Genomic DNA, 14,354 nt, shown 5'->3' with positions numbered 1-14,354 from the left:
TCGACGGCGGCCGGGGGCCGCCTCGCTAACCTGAGCACGGCCGGGCACCGCCCGGCACCGCAGAAGCCGTCGAGGAGGACCAGCGTGAGCGAAGAAGGACTGTCCAACCTGATGCACGAGGACCGTCGCTTCCCCCCGCCCCCGGAGCTGGCCGCGCACGCGAACGTCACCGCGGCCACCTACGCCGAGGCCGAGGCCGACGTCGAGGCGTTCTGGGCCCAGCAGGCCCGGCGGATCAGCTGGGAGACCGAGCCCACCCAGGTGCTCGACTGGAGCAACCCGCCCTTCGCGCAGTGGTTCGCCGACGGGCGCCTCAACGCCGCCTACAACTGCCTGGACCGGCACGTCGAGGCCGGCCTGGGCGACCGGGTGGCCTTCCACTTCGAGGGCGAGCCCGGCGACACCCGCACCATCACCTACGCCGACCTGGCCAGCGAGGTCCGCCAGGCCGCCAACGCGCTCACCGCGATCGGCGTCGAGGCCGGCGACCGGGTCGCGATCTACCTGCCGATGATCCCCGAGGCCGTCGTGGCCATGCTCGCCTGCGCCCGGATCGGCGCCCCGCACACCGTCGTGTTCGGCGGCTTCTCCGCGGACGCGCTCGCCTCGCGCATCCAGGACTGCGGGGTCGAGGTCGTGATCACCGCCGACGGCGGCTTCCGGCGGGGCAAGCCCTCACCGCTGAAGCCGGCCGTCGACGCCGCGCTCGAGTCGTGCCCGGACGTGCACCACGTGCTGGTCGTCCGGCGGACGGAGCAGGAGACCGCGATGGCCGAGGGCCGGGACCTCTGGTGGCACGAGTTCGTCGGCGGCCAGGCCACCGAGCACGCCTGCGAGTTCTTCCCCGCCGAGCACCCGCTCTACATCATGTACACCTCGGGCAGCACGGGGAAGCCGAAGGGCATCCTGCACACCACGGGTGGCTACCTCGTCGGCACCGCCTACACCCACTGGGCGACCTTCGACCTCAAGCCCGAGACCGACGTCTTCTGGACCGCCGCCGACATCGGCTGGGTCACCGGGCACTCCTACCTCGTCTACGGCCCGCTGGCGAACGGCGCCACCAGCGTCATGTACGAGGGCACCCCCGACACCCCGCACCAGGGCCGCTGGTGGGAGCTCGTCGACAAGTACGGGGTGACGATCCTCTACTGCGCCCCGACCGCGATCCGCACGTTCATGAAGTGGGGCGCGGACATCCCCGAGCGCCACGACCTGTCCTCCCTGCGGCTGCTCGGCTCGGTGGGTGAGCCGATCAACCCGGAGGCCTACGTCTGGTACCGCCACCACATCGGCCACGACCGGACCCCCGTCGTCGACACCTGGTGGCAGACCGAGACCGGGATGCACATGATCTCGCCCATGCCCGGGGTGACCGTGGGCAAGCCCGGCGCCGCCATGACCCCGGTCCCCGGCGTCAAGGTCGAGGTCGTGAACGACGAGGGCCAGCCGGTCGGCAACGGTCAGGGCGGCTACCTGACCGTCACCCACCCGTGGCCGGCCATGCTGCGGACGCTCTGGGGCGACGACGAGCGCTACGTCGACACCTACTGGTCCCGCTTCCCCGGGATGTACTTCGCCGGTGACGGGGCCAAGAAGGACGAGGACGGTGACATCTGGTTCCTGGGCCGGGTCGACGACGTGATGAACGTGTCCGGGCACCGGATGTCGACCACCGAGATCGAGTCGGCCCTGGTCAGCCACCCGAAGGTGGCCGAGGCCGCCGTCGTCGGCGCCACCGACCCGATGACCGGCCAGGCCGTCGTGGCCTTCGTCATCCTCCGCTCCGAGGCCGGTGACGGCGGCCCGGACGTGGTCCAGGAGCTGCGGGCGCACGTGGCCCGGGAGATCGGCGCGATCGCCAAGCCCCGCCAGATCATGGTCGTGGAGGAGCTGCCGAAGACCCGCTCCGGCAAGATCATGCGGCGGCTGCTGCGCGACATCGCGGAGAACCGCGAGCTCGGCGACGTCACGACGCTGACCGACTCGTCGGTGATGACCCTCATCCAGGAGAACCTGGCGGCCAGCCCCGCCAGCGAGGACTGACCGACCGGCTCACCGTCACGGGGCCCGGCCGCTGCGCCGGGCCCCTCACCCCTCGGTGGTCCGGGGCTCCTGGTAGACGTCCGGCGTGCCGTCGGCGTCGGCGTCGCGCGCCTCCGCCTCGTGCAGGCGCCGGTAGGTCCGGTTCCGCAGCCGCAGGACCACCGCGGCCAGCAGCGCGGCGAGCAGGGACCCGCAGAGCACACCGACCTTGACGTGGTCGTCGCGGGCGCTGCCCGCGCCGTAGGCCAGGTCGCCGATCAGCAGGGAGACGGTGAACCCGACCCCGGCCAGCACCGACAGCCCGAGGACGTCGACCCAGCGCAGGTCGGTGTCCAGCCGCGCCCGGGTGAAGCGGGCCATCAGCCACGTGGAGCCGAGCACGCCGACGGTCTTGCCGACCACCAGGCCGGCGACGATGCCCACCGCGACGCGGTCGTCGAGCGCGGCGACGAGGCCGTCCAGCCCGCCGACCGTCACGCCCGCGGCGAAGAACGCGAACACCGGCACGGCGAGGCCGGCCGAGACGGGACGCACGCGGTGCTCGAAGTGCTCCGCCAGCCCCGGACCGGCGTCCGGCCCGCCGGCCGCCCGGCTCCGCACCACCGGCACGGTGAAGCCGAGCAGCACCCCGGCCACCGTGGCGTGCACGCCGGAGGCGTGCACGAGCGCCCAGGTGGCCGCGGCCAGCGGCAGCAGCAGCCACCAGGAGCGGACCCGCCGCTGCACCGCCCAGCCGAACAGCCCCAGCGGGACCAGCGCCGCGAGCAGCAGCAGCGGGGCGAGGTCGCGGGTGTAGAAGACCGCGATGATCGTGATGGCCAGCAGGTCGTCGACCACGGCGAGGGTGAGCAGGAACGTGCGCAGGGCCACCGGCAGGTGGGTGCTGATGACGGCGAGGACGGCCAGCGCGAACGCGATGTCGGTCGCGGTGGGGATGGCCCAGCCCTGCAGCGCACCCCCGCCGGTGCGCAGGTTGACCAGCACGAAGACCAGCGCCGGCACAGCCATCCCGCCCACGGCGGCCACGACCGGGAGTGCCGCCCGGCGCGGGTCGCGCAGGTCGCCGGCCACGAACTCGCGCTTGAGCTCGAGCCCGGCCACGAAGAAGAAGATCGCGAGCAGCCCGTCCGCCGCCCAGGTCCCCAGGGTCAGGTCGAGGTGGAGCGCCGCCGGACCGGCACGGAGGTCGCGGAGTGCGGCGTAGCCGGCCGACCACGGCGAGTTCGCCCAGGCCAGGGCCAGCACGGTGGCGGCGAGCAGGAGGGCGCCGCCGACGGTCTCGCGACGGAGCAGTGCCGTGACCCGCGACACCTCGGTCCACGAGCCGCGGCCGAACAGGGGGCGGGGGCGGGCGTCGGGGTGGGACACGGCGGGTGCTCCTCGGGGGATGGTGGGGTCGCTGGGGTCGTTGCCGACCAGACTTCCCGGCGCACCGTGGACCACGCTACCGAAGACCACCGGTGGCCCGGCGCCACGCCGCCGGACACCGCGCGCGGCGCCCGGGTGGCCGACCACTAGGCTCACCCCTGACGAGAGGAGCACTCATGGCAGACCAGGGTGTGAGCGACCTGATCAAGGGCATCAGCGACGACGTGAAGCTGTTGGTCCGCGACGAGATCCAGCTGGCCAAGTCCGAGCTGGTCCCCGCGGCCAAGAACGCCGGCATCGGCGCGGGACTGTTCGGCGCCGCCGGCTACTTCGTCATCTCCGCGCTCTCGGTGCTCTACTTCGCGGCGGCCTTCGCACTGGCGCAGGTGGTGGACACCTGGCTGGCCTTCCTCATCGTCGGCGTGGCCCTGCTGCTCGTCGCCGCCGTCCTCGGCCTGGTCGGCTTCGTGCTGGTCAAGCGGGTCAAGGCCCCGGAGCGGACCATCGCCACCGCGAACGCGACGGTCGCCGACATCAAGGCCGCCGTGCAGCGCGGGAACGCCGCTGCGACCGCCCCGCAGATCGAGGGCACCGTCGTCAGCAGCCGCGCGATCAGCTGACCGCCCGCTCCCGCCGCCGGCCGGCGGCCGGCAGCGGGTCAGCACCGGGCGGGGTCAGAACCGCTCGGCCGAGTCCTGGTCGTCGCCCGGCACGGGGAACTCCTGGCCGGTCTCGGTCTCCGGTCCCGGGTCGTCCTCGGTCTCGACCAGGGCCGTGTGCGAGGCGCCCCGGGCCTCCTCGATGAGCTGCTCGGAGCGCTCCAGCGGCGCGGGGTCGGCGGTCTCGGGCACGGCGTCGTCGCCTGCGGGCACGGGGTCGGTGTTCTCTGCGGTCACCGGCCCAGCCTCTCACGGGCCGGCCGGCGCGCCTCGGGCCCCAGCCAGGCGTCCATCACCCGGTAGGCGTTGGCGAAGATCGTCAGCACCGGGTTCACCCCGCCGTTGGTGACGTGCAGCGAGCCGTCGACCACCCGCAGGTTGTCGTGGCCCCACACCCGTCCGTACGGGTCGGTCACCGAGCGGGCCGGGTCGGTGCCCATCCGGCAGCTGCCCGCCTGGTGCTGACCGCTGCTGGGCCCCAACTCGTCGGGCCGGCGGCCGTTCACGACGACGGTGGTGGCCCCGGCCGCACGCAGCCACTCCGCCGCCCGTTCGCCCAGGAACGCGGCGGTCCGGTGGTCCTCGGGGTGCAGCCGCCCGCTCAGCCGGGCGACGGGCAGACCGAGGCTGTCGGTGACGTGCGGGTCGAGCCGCACCCGCGACTCCGCGGAGGTGACCTCCTGCACGGGCCCGACGACGCGCTGCATCCGCGGCATCAGGTGCCGCATCCCCCGCTTCGCCGCCAGCCCGGACCGGGGCAGCAGTCCGGCCTGGCTCAGGTAGAGGAACGTGCTCGTCGGGGTGGGCACGAACTCGTTGGCGATCATCCCGCCGCCCACCAGCGGGCCGGCGTCGTCGGCGTTGTGGTGGCGGAAGTCGTTGGTCGCGATGCTGGGGCCGGGGCCCACGTAGTCGTTGACCGGGTCGTCGAACAGGCCGGTCGCCCCCGCGTAGAGGTGGCCCTGCAGGTGCCGGCCGACCTGGTCGGCGTCGTTGCCCGCGCCGTGCGGCTCGCGGTCGCTGGTGCTGGTCAGCAGGAAGCGCGCGGACTCCACCGCCCCCGCCGCGACCACCACGTCGTCCGCCGCCACCTCGGTGCGCCAGCGGCGGCCGTCGACGGCGGCCGCGAGGACGACACCGGTCACCCGCCCGGACCGGTCGAAGGTCAGGCGCTCGGCCCGGGTGCCGAGCAGCAGGTGCAGCCGGCCGGTGGCCGCGGCCCGGACCAGCGTCGTGTTGTGCGAGCCGTTCTTCGCCTCCACCGGGCAGGCGAAGCCCACGCACTGCCGGCAGCGGGCGCAGGCGGGCCGGCCGCCATAGGGCTCGGAGTTGATGGCCAGCGGCACGGCCAGGGTCTGCAACCCCAGCCGCGCGCCGGCGTCGGCGAGCCGTCGGGCCGGCGCCGTGAACGGCATCGGCGGCATCGGGAAGTCGCGCGAGCGGGGCGCGAGCGCCGAGTCCCCCGCCGTGCTGCCGCAGACCCCGATCTCCCACTCGGCCCGGCTGTAGAACGGCTCCAGCTCGGCGTGGCCCACCGGCCAGTCGGCCAGCGCACTGCCCTCGGGCACCCCGTAGGTGCTGGCCATCGTGAAGTCCTCGGGCACGAACCGCCAGGCCTGCGCCCCGTAGACGCGGGTGCCCCCGCCGACGGTGTTGGCGTTGCTGCCCCACCGGGGGTCCCAGGGTGAGACCGTCTCGGTCCGGAGCCCCAGCTGCAGGGTCCGCGGGTTGCCGTCCGAGGGCGCCAGCGTCCGGTGGTCGAGGCCGACGTCGGTGCGCGCGTTGCGCAGGTGGTCCTCGGCCAGCTCGGCGGTGTCGGGGAAGCTGCCGCGCTCGACGACCAGGACCGTCCGGCCGGCGGCCGTCAGCTCCGCCGCGGCCACCCCGCCGCCGGCCCCGGAGCCGATGACCACCGCGTCGTAGCGGGTCCGGAGCTCGGCGTGGCCGATCACGGCACGGCGGTCCGGCGGCGGCACGGCCACGTCCGGCCAGCCGCCCGGAGGGTCGGGCGTCCAGCCCAGCGCCCCCCAGGCCGCCGGTCCGGTGTTGCCCCCCGACGCCGCGTCGGCGTAGTAGGCCGCGGCGACGGTGGTGGTGAACCAGCGCACCTCGGGCTCGTCGACCAGGTCGTCGAGGACCTGCTGCTGCGTCGCCGCGTCGAGGGCGGCGAAGCCGCCGTCCCCGCGGTCCTCCGCGGCCGCGTCGAGCCGGTCCAGCACGGCCGCCACCCGTGCGGACCAGCCGTAGGACCGGACGGCCTCCGACAGCAGGAAGTCGGCCACGCCGACGGCCGAGGCGGCGGGCAGGTCGTCGGCCGGCACCACCGCGTCGACCGCGGCACGGAGCCGGTCCCGCACGTCGGGTCGCGGCACGGTCGGCTCCCCTCAGCCGATCAGGTGGAGGCGGGACTCCCACGGCGCCAGCTCCGGCGACGCCGCACCCGGGTGGGTGCTCAGCAGCAGCCGGGCCCCGGTGACGTCGGGCAGCGAGCCGGCCGGCACCGTGGCGGGCGTCGAGGAGCAGTTGGCCACCACCAGCAGCACCTGCTGCCCCAGCGTCCGGGTGAAGGCCCAGATCTGCTCGTGCTCGGGCAGCAGCAGGGCGAACCGGCCCTCGACCACCACGGGGAGCTCGTGCCGCAGCTCGATGAGCCGGCGGACGTGGTGGAAGGTGGAGTCCTGATCGGCCACCGCCGCGGCGGCGTTGACGAAGACGTAGTTCGGGTTGACCGGCAGCCACGGGATGCCCTCGGTGAACCCCGCGTGCGAGGTGTCGTCCCACTGCACCGGCGTCCGGGCGTTGTCGCGGCTGCGGACGCTGAGCGCGTGCATCACCGTCTCCGGGTCCAGGCCCTGGCTCATCGCCTCGGCGTGGTAGTTGAGGGTCTCGATGTCGCGGTAGGCGCTGATGTCGGCGAACTGGGTGTTCGTCATGCCCAGCTCCTCGCCCTGATAGACGTACGGCGTGCCCTGGTGCAGGTGCTGCACCGAGGCCAGCGTCTTGGCCGAGTTCACCCGGTGCTCCGGGCTGTCGTCGCCGAACCGCGACACCGCGCGCGGCTGGTCGTGGTTGTCCCAGTACAGCGAGTTCCAGCCGACCCCCGCCAGGCCGTCCTGCCAGGCAGCGAGGTTCTGCTTGAGCACCGGCAGCCGGAGCGGCGCGATGTCCCACTTGGTGCCGCCGGGCTGGGCGTCGAGGCCGACGTGCTCGAAGGTGAACACCATGTTGAGCTCGCCGTTCGCCGGGTCCGTCACCCGGCGGGCGAGGTCGATGGTGGAGCCGGGCATCTCGCCCACGGTGAGCAGGTGGCGCTCGTCGAGCCCGACGGCGGCGTTCATCTCCTGCAGGAACTCCTCCAACCGCGGCCCGTTGCTGAACTGGTCGAAGGCCCAGGCGAAGGGGCGGCCGGGCACGGTCGGACCGTCCCGCAGCTCCGGCCGCTTCGAGATCAGGTTGATGACGTCCATCCGGAAGCCGTCGACGCCGCGGTCCACCCAGCGGTTCATCATCGCGTAGACCGCCTGCCGGACCTCCGGGTTCTCCCAGTTGAGGTCGGGCTGCTTCGGTGAGAACAGGTGCAGGTAGTACTCCCCGCTCCGCTCGTCGTGCTGCCAGGCGGAGCCGGAGAAGAAGGACGCCCAGTTGGTGGGCTCGGCGCCGGCGGTGCCGGGCTCGGCGCCCGCCCGCGCCGGGCGCCACCAGTACCAGTCCCGCTTCGGCGACGCCGGGTCCCGGGACTCCTGGAACCACGCGTGCTCGTCGGAGGTGTGGTTGACCACCAGGTCCATGACCAGCTTGATCCCTCGCGCGTGCAGGGCGTCGATCAGGGCGTCGAGGTCGGCCAGCGAGCCGAACGTGGGGTCGATGTCCTCGTAGTCGCTGATGTCATAGCCGTTGTCGTCCTGCGGCGAGGCGTAGACCGGGGACAGCCAGACGACGTCGACCCCCAGGGCGGCCAGGTGGTCGACCTTCGCGGTGATGCCCGGGATGTCCCCGATGCCGTCACCGTTGCTGTCGGCGAAGGAGCGCGGGTAGATCTGGTAGACCACCGCCGACCGCCACCAGCCGGGTTCTCGCCGGAGGACCCGACCGGTGGGCAGGACGCGCGTCTCGTGGGGGCTGCTCACCTGCGGGAGTCTCGCACAGGGTCCTCGTCCTCCGGCTGCTCGAGGCCCAGCCTGTCGCGGAGCGACCAGAGCTCGCGGCCGAGGTTCGCCCGGGCGGCCGCCTTGAGGCTCTGGGCCTTGCCGCTGCGGAAGATCTCGCTGTCGGCCAGCGGCTCCAGCACCGCCAGCCGGCCGGCCAGGAACTCCTCCTCCGGCACCGACGCGTGCTCGGCGCGGACGGCCTCGACGTAGGCGTCGTAGCGCTCCGGCGGGGCGGCCAGGATGGCGAGGTCCGCGTCGCACAGCAGCTCCCCCTCGGGGTCGCGGCCGCCGGGGGCGTGGGTCTCGGTCAGCCGCACCAGCCGGGCGACCTGCGTCAGGTCCTCCTGCTCGAAGCCCGCCCGGCCCAGCTCGCGGACCGACAGCCGGGCCGAGGCCTCCTCGTTGGTCAGCTCGCGCTCGGGGACGTCGTAGACGGCGTCGTGGAACCAGGCCGCGAGCCGGACGACGTAGACGTCCTCGTCGCCGGCCAGCCGGTCGACGACCCGCAGCACCTGCAGCAGGTGGGCCTGGTCGTGGTAGCGCCGGTGGGGCTCGGCGTAGCGGCGGCGGAGGGCCGCTCCCAGCTCGGGCGAGGCCGGCAGCAGGGCGTCCCAGCGCTCCGTCAGCTCCGCCTCGACCGCCTCCGGGGCGAGGTCGGTCACGGCGTACGGGTCGGTCAGGTCAGTGGGCATCGGGGCCTCCGGGCTCGGGGCGGTCAGGGACGGGACGGGACGTGAGGTAGCGCGCCGGGATGGCGACCTGACGGCTGCGGTCCCAGGGGCGCTGCCAGCCGGCGAGGTCGAGGACGCCGTCGAGGAGGTGGGCGGTCAGCCCCCAGATCAGGTGGCCCTCGACCTCGAAGGCGGGACCCGTGTAACCGGAGGGGTGCCGCACGGAGGCGCGGCGGGCGGGGTCGGTGAGCACGGACACCGGGACCACCGGGACCGAGGCGACCTCGCGGGCGTCGACGGCGCCCACCCGCGTCCGGTCCCGCCACCAGCCGACGACCGCGGTCACGTCGAAGCCGCTCACGGCGACGTGGGCCGGTGGCAGCAGCCCGAGGACGTCGACGTCGCCGCGGCGGACGCCGACCTCCTCCTCCGCCTCGCGCAGGGCGGTGTCGACGAGGTCGACGTCGCCGGGGTCCGCGGCACCGCCGGGGAAGGCGATCTGACCGGCGTGCGTGCGGAGGGTGGCGGCGCGCTCCACGAACAGCACCTCCGGCCCGTCGGCACCCGCCGCCACGAGGCACAGCACGGCGGCCGCGCGACCGCCGACCCCGGGCCGCAGGGCGACGACCCGCTCGACCCGGTCCGGGCTGGCCAGCGCCGCGGCGAGCGGCCGCAGCCAGCCGGGGCGGGCGTCGGCGGAGGTGCTCACGGCGTCACCCCGAGGTGCTGCCGGGCGAGGTCGCGGATCTGGTCGGCCGAGGTGAACGGCTGGAGGTTGCGGAAGGCGATGGTGCCGTCGGCCCGCACGAAGAAGGTCTGCGGCAGCGCGACCACCTGGAGGTCGCGGCGGAGCACCAGGTCCTGGTCCTGGATCTGCGGGTAGCGCCAGGAGGCGGCGCGCGCGAACTCGAGGGCCCGGGCGGGGGCGTCGTCGGCGTGGTCGACGCCCAGCACCAGCACGTCGGACCGGTTCGTCGTGGCCACGTCGGCCAGGAAGGGCGCCTCCTCCCGGCAGGGGCCGCACCACTGCGCCCAGACGTTGATGATCATCGGCCGGCCGCGCAGGCCCGCCAGCCGGACCTCGCGCCCACCGCCCAGGCAGGGCAGCACGGCGTCGGGCAGGCCGCCCTCCACCGCCGCCACGCCGGGGTCCGACGCCGGGCAGTCGGCGATGCCGGCCGCCGCCTTCTCCGGGGCGAGGTTGCTGGAGTCGGGTGCCGGGCCGGCCGAGGCCGGGACCGAGGTGGACGGCGCAGACGAGGACCGCGTGACCGGGGGCTCGCTGGTGCAGCCGGCGGCCAGCACCAGCGCGAGCAGGGCGGCCGCCAGGGCTGGTCTCATCCGCGCGGTTCCCGGATGAGCTTGGCCGCCTTCACCGGGTCGGTCTCGCCCTCCCCGTAGGCGGGGCACCAGCGGGCGACGGGGCACGCGCCGCAGGCGGGGTTGCGGGCGTGGCAGCAGCGGCGGCCGTGCCAGATGACGTGCTGGCAGAGCGGGACCCAGTCCTTGCGCGGGAAGAGGGCGCCGATCTCCGGCTCGACCTTCTCCGGGTCGGTCTGGCGGGTCCAGCCGAAGCGGCGCGACAGCCGGCCGACGTGGGTGTCGACGGTGATCCCCGGGACCCCGAAGGCGTAGCCCAGGACGACGTTGGCCGTCTTGCGGCCCACGCCGGGCAGCGTGACGAGGTCGGCCAGCCGGCCGGGCACCTCGCCGTCGAAGCGCTCGGTCAGCGCCGCGCCCAGCTTCATCAGGCTGTCCGTCTTCGCCCGGAAGAACCCTGTCGGGGTGATCAGCGCCTCCAGCTCGGCCCGGTCGGCGGCGGCGTAGGCGGCCGCGTCCGGGTAGCGCGCGAACAGCACCGGCGTGACGGTGTTGACCCGCTTGTCGGTGCTCTGGGCGGCGAGGATGGTCGCGACGAGCAGCTCCAGCGGGGTGCGGAAGTCCAGCTCGATGTCGGCGTCGGGGTAGGTCTCGGCCAGCGTGCGCCCGATCAGCCGGGCCCGGCGCACCAGGGCGGTCCGGGAGCGGTCGACTGGGGCGGGCTCGGCCGCCGCGTCGGGCTCGCCGGCCGGGGGGCCGGCCGGGGTCCGGCGCGGGGTCATGGCACTCACCCTATGCTGTCCCGGGCCTGTGACCAGGGGCGGGAGCGCTCGACCCCGGCCAGGCGGGCGCCTCGGAGGCGCCTCACGTTCTCGTCCCGGCCACGGTAGCCTGATCGGCGTTGGATGAGACGAGCGTCACTCAGGAGGTCGTGCGTGGATCCGGAAGTCTTGAAGAGAGCACCGCTCTTCGCCGGTCTCGAGGACGAGGCGGCGACCGCGCTCTCTGCCGCCATGGGAACCATCCGCCTCACCAAGGGCGAGGTGCTGTTCCACGAAGGCGACGCCGAGGACCGGCTCTACGTGGTGATCACGGGCAAGATCAAGCTGGGCCGCAGCGGCTCCGCCGGCCGGGAGAACCTGCTGGCGATCCTCGGCCCGGGGCAGATGTTCGGCGAGCTGTCGCTCTTCGACCCGGGCCCGCGCTCGACGACGGCCACCGCGGTCACCGCCTGCGAGATCCGCACCCTCGAGCACGACGAGCTGATGGGCTGGCTCAAGGGCCGCCCGGAGGTGGCCCAGGGGCTCCTCGGCCAGCTGGCCGCCCGCCTCCGCCGGGCCAACGACGTCGTCGCCGACCTGGTGTTCTCCGACGTCCCCGGCCGCGTCGCCAAGCAGCTGCTGGAGCTGGCCAAGCGCTTCGGCGACCAGCGCGAGGACGGGGTGCACGTGCACCACGACCTCACCCAGGAGGAGCTCGCCCAGCTGGTCGGCGCCTCCCGCGAGACGGTGAACAAGGCCCTGGCCGACTTCGCCGCCCGCGGCTGGATCCGCCTCGAGCCCCGCTCCGTCACCATCCTCGACACGGAGCGCGTCGAGCGCCGAGCGAGGTGACCACCAGGCTCGAGGACTGAGCCCCAACCATCCCCGGCCGCTGCTGAGCGTCGTGCGCGGAGCGGCGCCGGAGCGCTACTGCTCGCCCAAGGTCACCTTGGCCGTCTGCGGGTCGCCGTTGCCGCGGGTGTAGGTGACCGTGACCTCGGTGCCCGGGGCGTAGAAGCGGGTGGCGGCGATCAGGCCGTCCGGGGTCGTGGTGGCGAAGTCGTCCAGCCGGGTGACGACGTCGCCCTGCTGCAGGCCCGCCTGGGCGGCGGCCCCGTCGGCGGTGACCGACTGCAGGGGGACCCCGGTGGCGGTGGAGACCGCGGAGTCCGTGCCCCCCACCGTCACCCCCAGGGCCGCGTTGACCGAGGTGCCGTCCTGGATGAGCTCGCCGGCGACCCGGGTGGCGACGTCGGCGGGGATGGCGAACCCGATGCCGATGTTGCCGGACTGGCTGCTCGAGCCGGAGCTGGAGCCGGTGCTCGCGATCGAGGAGTTGATCCCCACCACGGAGCCGTTGAGGTCGACCAGCGGACCGCCCGAGTTGCCCGGGTTGATGGCCGCGTCGGTCTGCACCGCGAGGTAGACGGCGTCGTCGTCGTCGCCGGAGCGCACGGGGCGGGCGGTGTTGGAGACGATCCCGCTGGTCACCGACTCCGACAGGCCGAGGGGGGCGCCGGCCGCGACGACGGCCTGGCCCGTCTGCAGGGAGGACGACTTGGCGAAGACCGCCGGCGTGAGGTCGTCGACGCCGTCGACCTTGATGACCGCGAGGTCGTTGGTCGGCGACGTCCCGACGACCGTCGCCTTCGCGGTGGAACCGTTGTGGAAGGTGACGGTGATGGTGCCCGCGCCGCTGCCGCTCTGCCCGGGTGCCGTCTGCCCGGACGTGCCGGCGGCCGCGGAGACGACGTGCTCGTTGGTCAGGATGTGGCCCTGGTCGTCGAGCACCACGCCGCTGCCGATGTCGCCGCTCTGCCCGGCCTGCACGGTGATCGTCACCACGGACGGCTGGATCTTGTCCGCCGCCGCGGTGATGGTGCCGTCGAGGACGGGCGTCTGGCTGGCCGGCACGGTGGTCACCGAGATGGGTGAGGCCGTCCCCACCGCCCCGCCGTCGGTCAGGTAGGCGAACGAGCCGACGCCGGCACCGGCACCGACCACGGCCGCCAGCGACGCCGCCACCACCAGTGCGCCGAGGCGGCGCCGCGGCCGGCCGGCCAGCGCCGTCCCGCCCGCGGGGGCCGGGGCCAGCGCGGCCACCCCGGCCGGGGCCGGGAAGTCGGCGGCGGCGTAGCCAGGCAGCGGCGCGGTCGGCGCCGGGCGGTCGTGGAAGACCTGGGTGGGGTGGTCGTGGCCGGGGGCGTCGTAGCCCAGCGGCTGACCCGGGCTGGCGTAGCCCGACGACGGTCCCGGGCCCGGCTGGCCGTACGGCCGCACCGGGGTCAGGGGGCTGAGCGGCACCGCGCCGTCCTGGCCGGTCACGTACTGGGGTCCCGTGCAGCCGGTGGCGGGGTGCTCGCCGAAGGGCGTCCCCGGTCCGGACTTGTCGTCTGACGTCATGCTCCGAGATTGCGTCGCGAGCCTGTGCGTCACCTGTGCGCCCCACGTGAGAGCGCTGGGAGTCCCCGGCCTAGTTGCGGTGGGCGGCGCAGAGGGCGAAGTCCGCGCAGGCGTTGCACAGCAGGGCCCAGCCCCGGCACAGCGGGGCGACGCAGTCCCGGTGCGCGTAGGTCGGCGCACCACAGGTCTCGCACGAGCCGAGCACGGCGGGGTGGTCGCTGAAGGTCACCCGGACCCGCTCCTGCAGCACGTACAGCGCGCCCTCCCAGAGCCCGTCGTCGGCGAAGGTCCGGCCGTAGGCCAGGATCCCGCCGTCCAGCCGGTACACCTCGCGGAAGCCACGGTTGCGCATCAGCGCGCTGAGCAGCTCGGCCCGGATGCCGCTGGTGCAGTAGGTGACGACCGGGCGGTCGCGCAGGCCGTCGTACGCGCCCGCGTCCAGCCGGGCCAGCACGTCGCGGGCGCTGTCGGCGTCGGGCCGCCGCGCCCCGGCGAACCGGCCCACCTCCGCCTCGTGCCGGTGCCGTCCGTCCAGCAGGACCACCTCGTCGCCGCGGGTCGCGACCAGCTCGTGCAACCCGTGCGGCCCCAGCCGCTCCCCCGCACCCACCAGCCCGCCCCGTTCGACCCGGAGCTCGTGCGGCGCACCGAAGCCCACCAGCTCGTCGCGGACCGTGACGGAGAGCCGCGGCCGGGGCTCACCCTGCCCGTGCACCAGCCGCAGGTCCAGGTCGGCGAAGGCGGGGTGCTCGCGGGTGGCCCGGGCGTAGGTCTCCAGCCGGTCGGGTGGCCCGCCGAGGTCGGCGGCCATCCCGTGCGGGGCGACCACGACGGAGCCCCAGACCCGGCACCGCGCCGCCAGCTCGCGCTGCCACAGCGCGACCGCGTGCGGGTCGGGTACGGGTCGCAACCCGTAGTAGAGCAGCAGCGTCGTGCTCACCACAGCGCCTCCCCGTGTCGCTCGCTGTTCCTGGATGG

General features: G+C 74.5%; 13 protein-coding genes. 3 read left to right on the top strand and 10 right to left on the bottom strand.

From position 1 onward, the window contains the following. Nucleotides 1–111: 111 nt before the first annotated feature. A complete protein-coding gene (acs, locus tag BLT72_RS01285) occupies nucleotides 112–2,046 on the top strand; it encodes an acetate--CoA ligase (RefSeq protein ID WP_197677289.1) in 1,935 nt (644 codons plus the stop codon). A gap of 45 nt (nucleotides 2,047–2,091) precedes the next feature. On the opposite strand, the gene nhaA is transcribed toward acs, so the two are convergent. Then, nucleotides 2,092–3,414 carry a Na+/H+ antiporter NhaA gene (gene nhaA, locus BLT72_RS01280; RefSeq protein WP_091409051.1) on the bottom strand — a complete coding sequence of 441 codons (1,323 nt, stop codon included), beginning with the start codon at nucleotides 3,412–3,414 and terminating at the stop codon, nucleotides 2,092–2,094. A 176-nt stretch (nucleotides 3,415–3,590) separates the two neighbouring features. Between nhaA and BLT72_RS01275 the strand changes: the two genes are divergently transcribed. Beyond that, a complete protein-coding gene (locus tag BLT72_RS01275) occupies nucleotides 3,591–4,034 on the top strand; it encodes a phage holin family protein (RefSeq protein WP_091409048.1) in 444 nt (147 codons plus the stop codon). 54 nt (nucleotides 4,035–4,088) lie between these two features. Here the strand turns inward: BLT72_RS01275 and BLT72_RS01270 are convergent, their stop codons facing one another. Genes BLT72_RS01270 through nth form a run of 7 tightly spaced genes read right to left on the bottom strand, consistent with a single transcriptional unit; the run spans nucleotide 4,089 to nucleotide 10,994 of the window. After that, on the bottom strand, nucleotides 4,089–4,310 hold the full coding sequence (locus tag BLT72_RS01270; protein WP_091409046.1) for a hypothetical protein: 222 nt from the start codon (nucleotides 4,308–4,310) through the stop codon (nucleotides 4,089–4,091). Beyond that, nucleotides 4,307–6,445, bottom strand: coding sequence for a GMC oxidoreductase (locus BLT72_RS01265; RefSeq protein WP_091409043.1), 2,139 nt, complete (start codon nucleotides 6,443–6,445; stop codon nucleotides 4,307–4,309). Before BLT72_RS01265 ends, BLT72_RS01270 begins: the two co-directional genes overlap by 4 nt. A 12-nt stretch (nucleotides 6,446–6,457) precedes the next feature. Continuing rightward, nucleotides 6,458–8,200 carry a glycoside hydrolase family 13 protein gene (locus BLT72_RS01260; RefSeq protein WP_231930262.1) on the bottom strand — a complete coding sequence of 581 codons (1,743 nt, stop codon included), beginning with the start codon at nucleotides 8,198–8,200 and terminating at the stop codon, nucleotides 6,458–6,460. Beyond that, nucleotides 8,197–8,913, bottom strand: a complete 717-nt coding sequence (locus BLT72_RS01255) for an HD domain-containing protein (protein ID WP_197677154.1) — start codon at nucleotides 8,911–8,913, stop codon at nucleotides 8,197–8,199. Before BLT72_RS01255 ends, BLT72_RS01260 begins: the two co-directional genes overlap by 4 nt. Beyond that, nucleotides 8,903–9,601, bottom strand: a complete 699-nt coding sequence (locus tag BLT72_RS01250; protein WP_091409041.1) for an NUDIX hydrolase — start codon at nucleotides 9,599–9,601, stop codon at nucleotides 8,903–8,905. Before BLT72_RS01250 ends, BLT72_RS01255 begins: the two co-directional genes overlap by 11 nt. Continuing rightward, on the bottom strand, nucleotides 9,598–10,233 hold the full coding sequence (locus BLT72_RS01245; protein WP_091409038.1) for a TlpA family protein disulfide reductase: 636 nt from the start codon (nucleotides 10,231–10,233) through the stop codon (nucleotides 9,598–9,600). The genes BLT72_RS01250 and BLT72_RS01245 overlap by 4 nt, the downstream gene beginning before the upstream one ends. Next, on the bottom strand, nucleotides 10,230–10,994 hold the full coding sequence (gene nth / locus BLT72_RS01240; protein WP_091409035.1) for an endonuclease III: 765 nt from the start codon (nucleotides 10,992–10,994) through the stop codon (nucleotides 10,230–10,232). Before nth ends, BLT72_RS01245 begins: the two co-directional genes overlap by 4 nt. A gap of 153 nt (nucleotides 10,995–11,147) precedes the next feature. Here nth and BLT72_RS01235 point away from each other — a divergent pair, with 153 nt between their 5' ends. Next, nucleotides 11,148–11,825: a Crp/Fnr family transcriptional regulator gene (locus tag BLT72_RS01235; protein ID WP_091409032.1), complete on the top strand. Its 678-nt coding sequence runs from the start codon at nucleotides 11,148–11,150 to the stop codon at nucleotides 11,823–11,825. 75 nt (nucleotides 11,826–11,900) lie between these two features. Here BLT72_RS01235 and BLT72_RS01230 read toward each other — a convergent pair whose 3' ends face one another. Together BLT72_RS01230 and BLT72_RS01225 are read right to left on the bottom strand one after the other, a co-directional pair. Continuing rightward, nucleotides 11,901–13,376 (bottom strand): S1C family serine protease, encoded by a 1,476-nt coding sequence (locus BLT72_RS01230; protein ID WP_091409029.1) that lies wholly within the window; start codon nucleotides 13,374–13,376, stop codon nucleotides 11,901–11,903. A 70-nt stretch (nucleotides 13,377–13,446) separates the two neighbouring features. Next, the gene (locus BLT72_RS01225; protein WP_197677153.1) at nucleotides 13,447–14,316 is read right to left on the bottom strand and encodes a rhodanese-like domain-containing protein; all 870 of its coding nucleotides are present in this window, start codon (nucleotides 14,314–14,316) and stop codon (nucleotides 13,447–13,449) included. Nucleotides 14,317–14,354 lie beyond the last annotated feature (38 nt).

Origin of the sequence: Friedmanniella luteola (genome assembly GCF_900105065.1) — a bacterium.
Lineage (GTDB): Bacteria > Actinomycetota > Actinomycetes > Propionibacteriales > Propionibacteriaceae > Microlunatus > Microlunatus luteolus.
Note: the sequence above shows the minus strand (reverse complement) of the source record. Positions and strands in the feature narration are given on the sequence as shown.

Coding starts and splice junctions, on each gene's coding strand:
- acs (WP_197677289.1), top strand. CDS start 112: ATGCACGAGGACCGTCGCTTCCCCCCGCCCCCGGAGCTGGCCGCGCAC.
- BLT72_RS01275 (WP_091409048.1), top strand. CDS start 3,591: ATGGCAGACCAGGGTGTGAGCGACCTGATCAAGGGCATCAGCGACGAC.
- BLT72_RS01255 (WP_197677154.1), bottom strand. CDS start 8,913: ATGCCCACTGACCTGACCGACCCGTACGCCGTGACCGACCTCGCCCCG.
- BLT72_RS01245 (WP_091409038.1), bottom strand. CDS start 10,233: ATGAGACCAGCCCTGGCGGCCGCCCTGCTCGCGCTGGTGCTGGCCGCC.
- nth (WP_091409035.1), bottom strand. CDS start 10,994: ATGACCCCGCGCCGGACCCCGGCCGGCCCCCCGGCCGGCGAGCCCGAC.
- BLT72_RS01230 (WP_091409029.1), bottom strand. CDS start 13,376: ATGACGTCAGACGACAAGTCCGGACCGGGGACGCCCTTCGGCGAGCAC.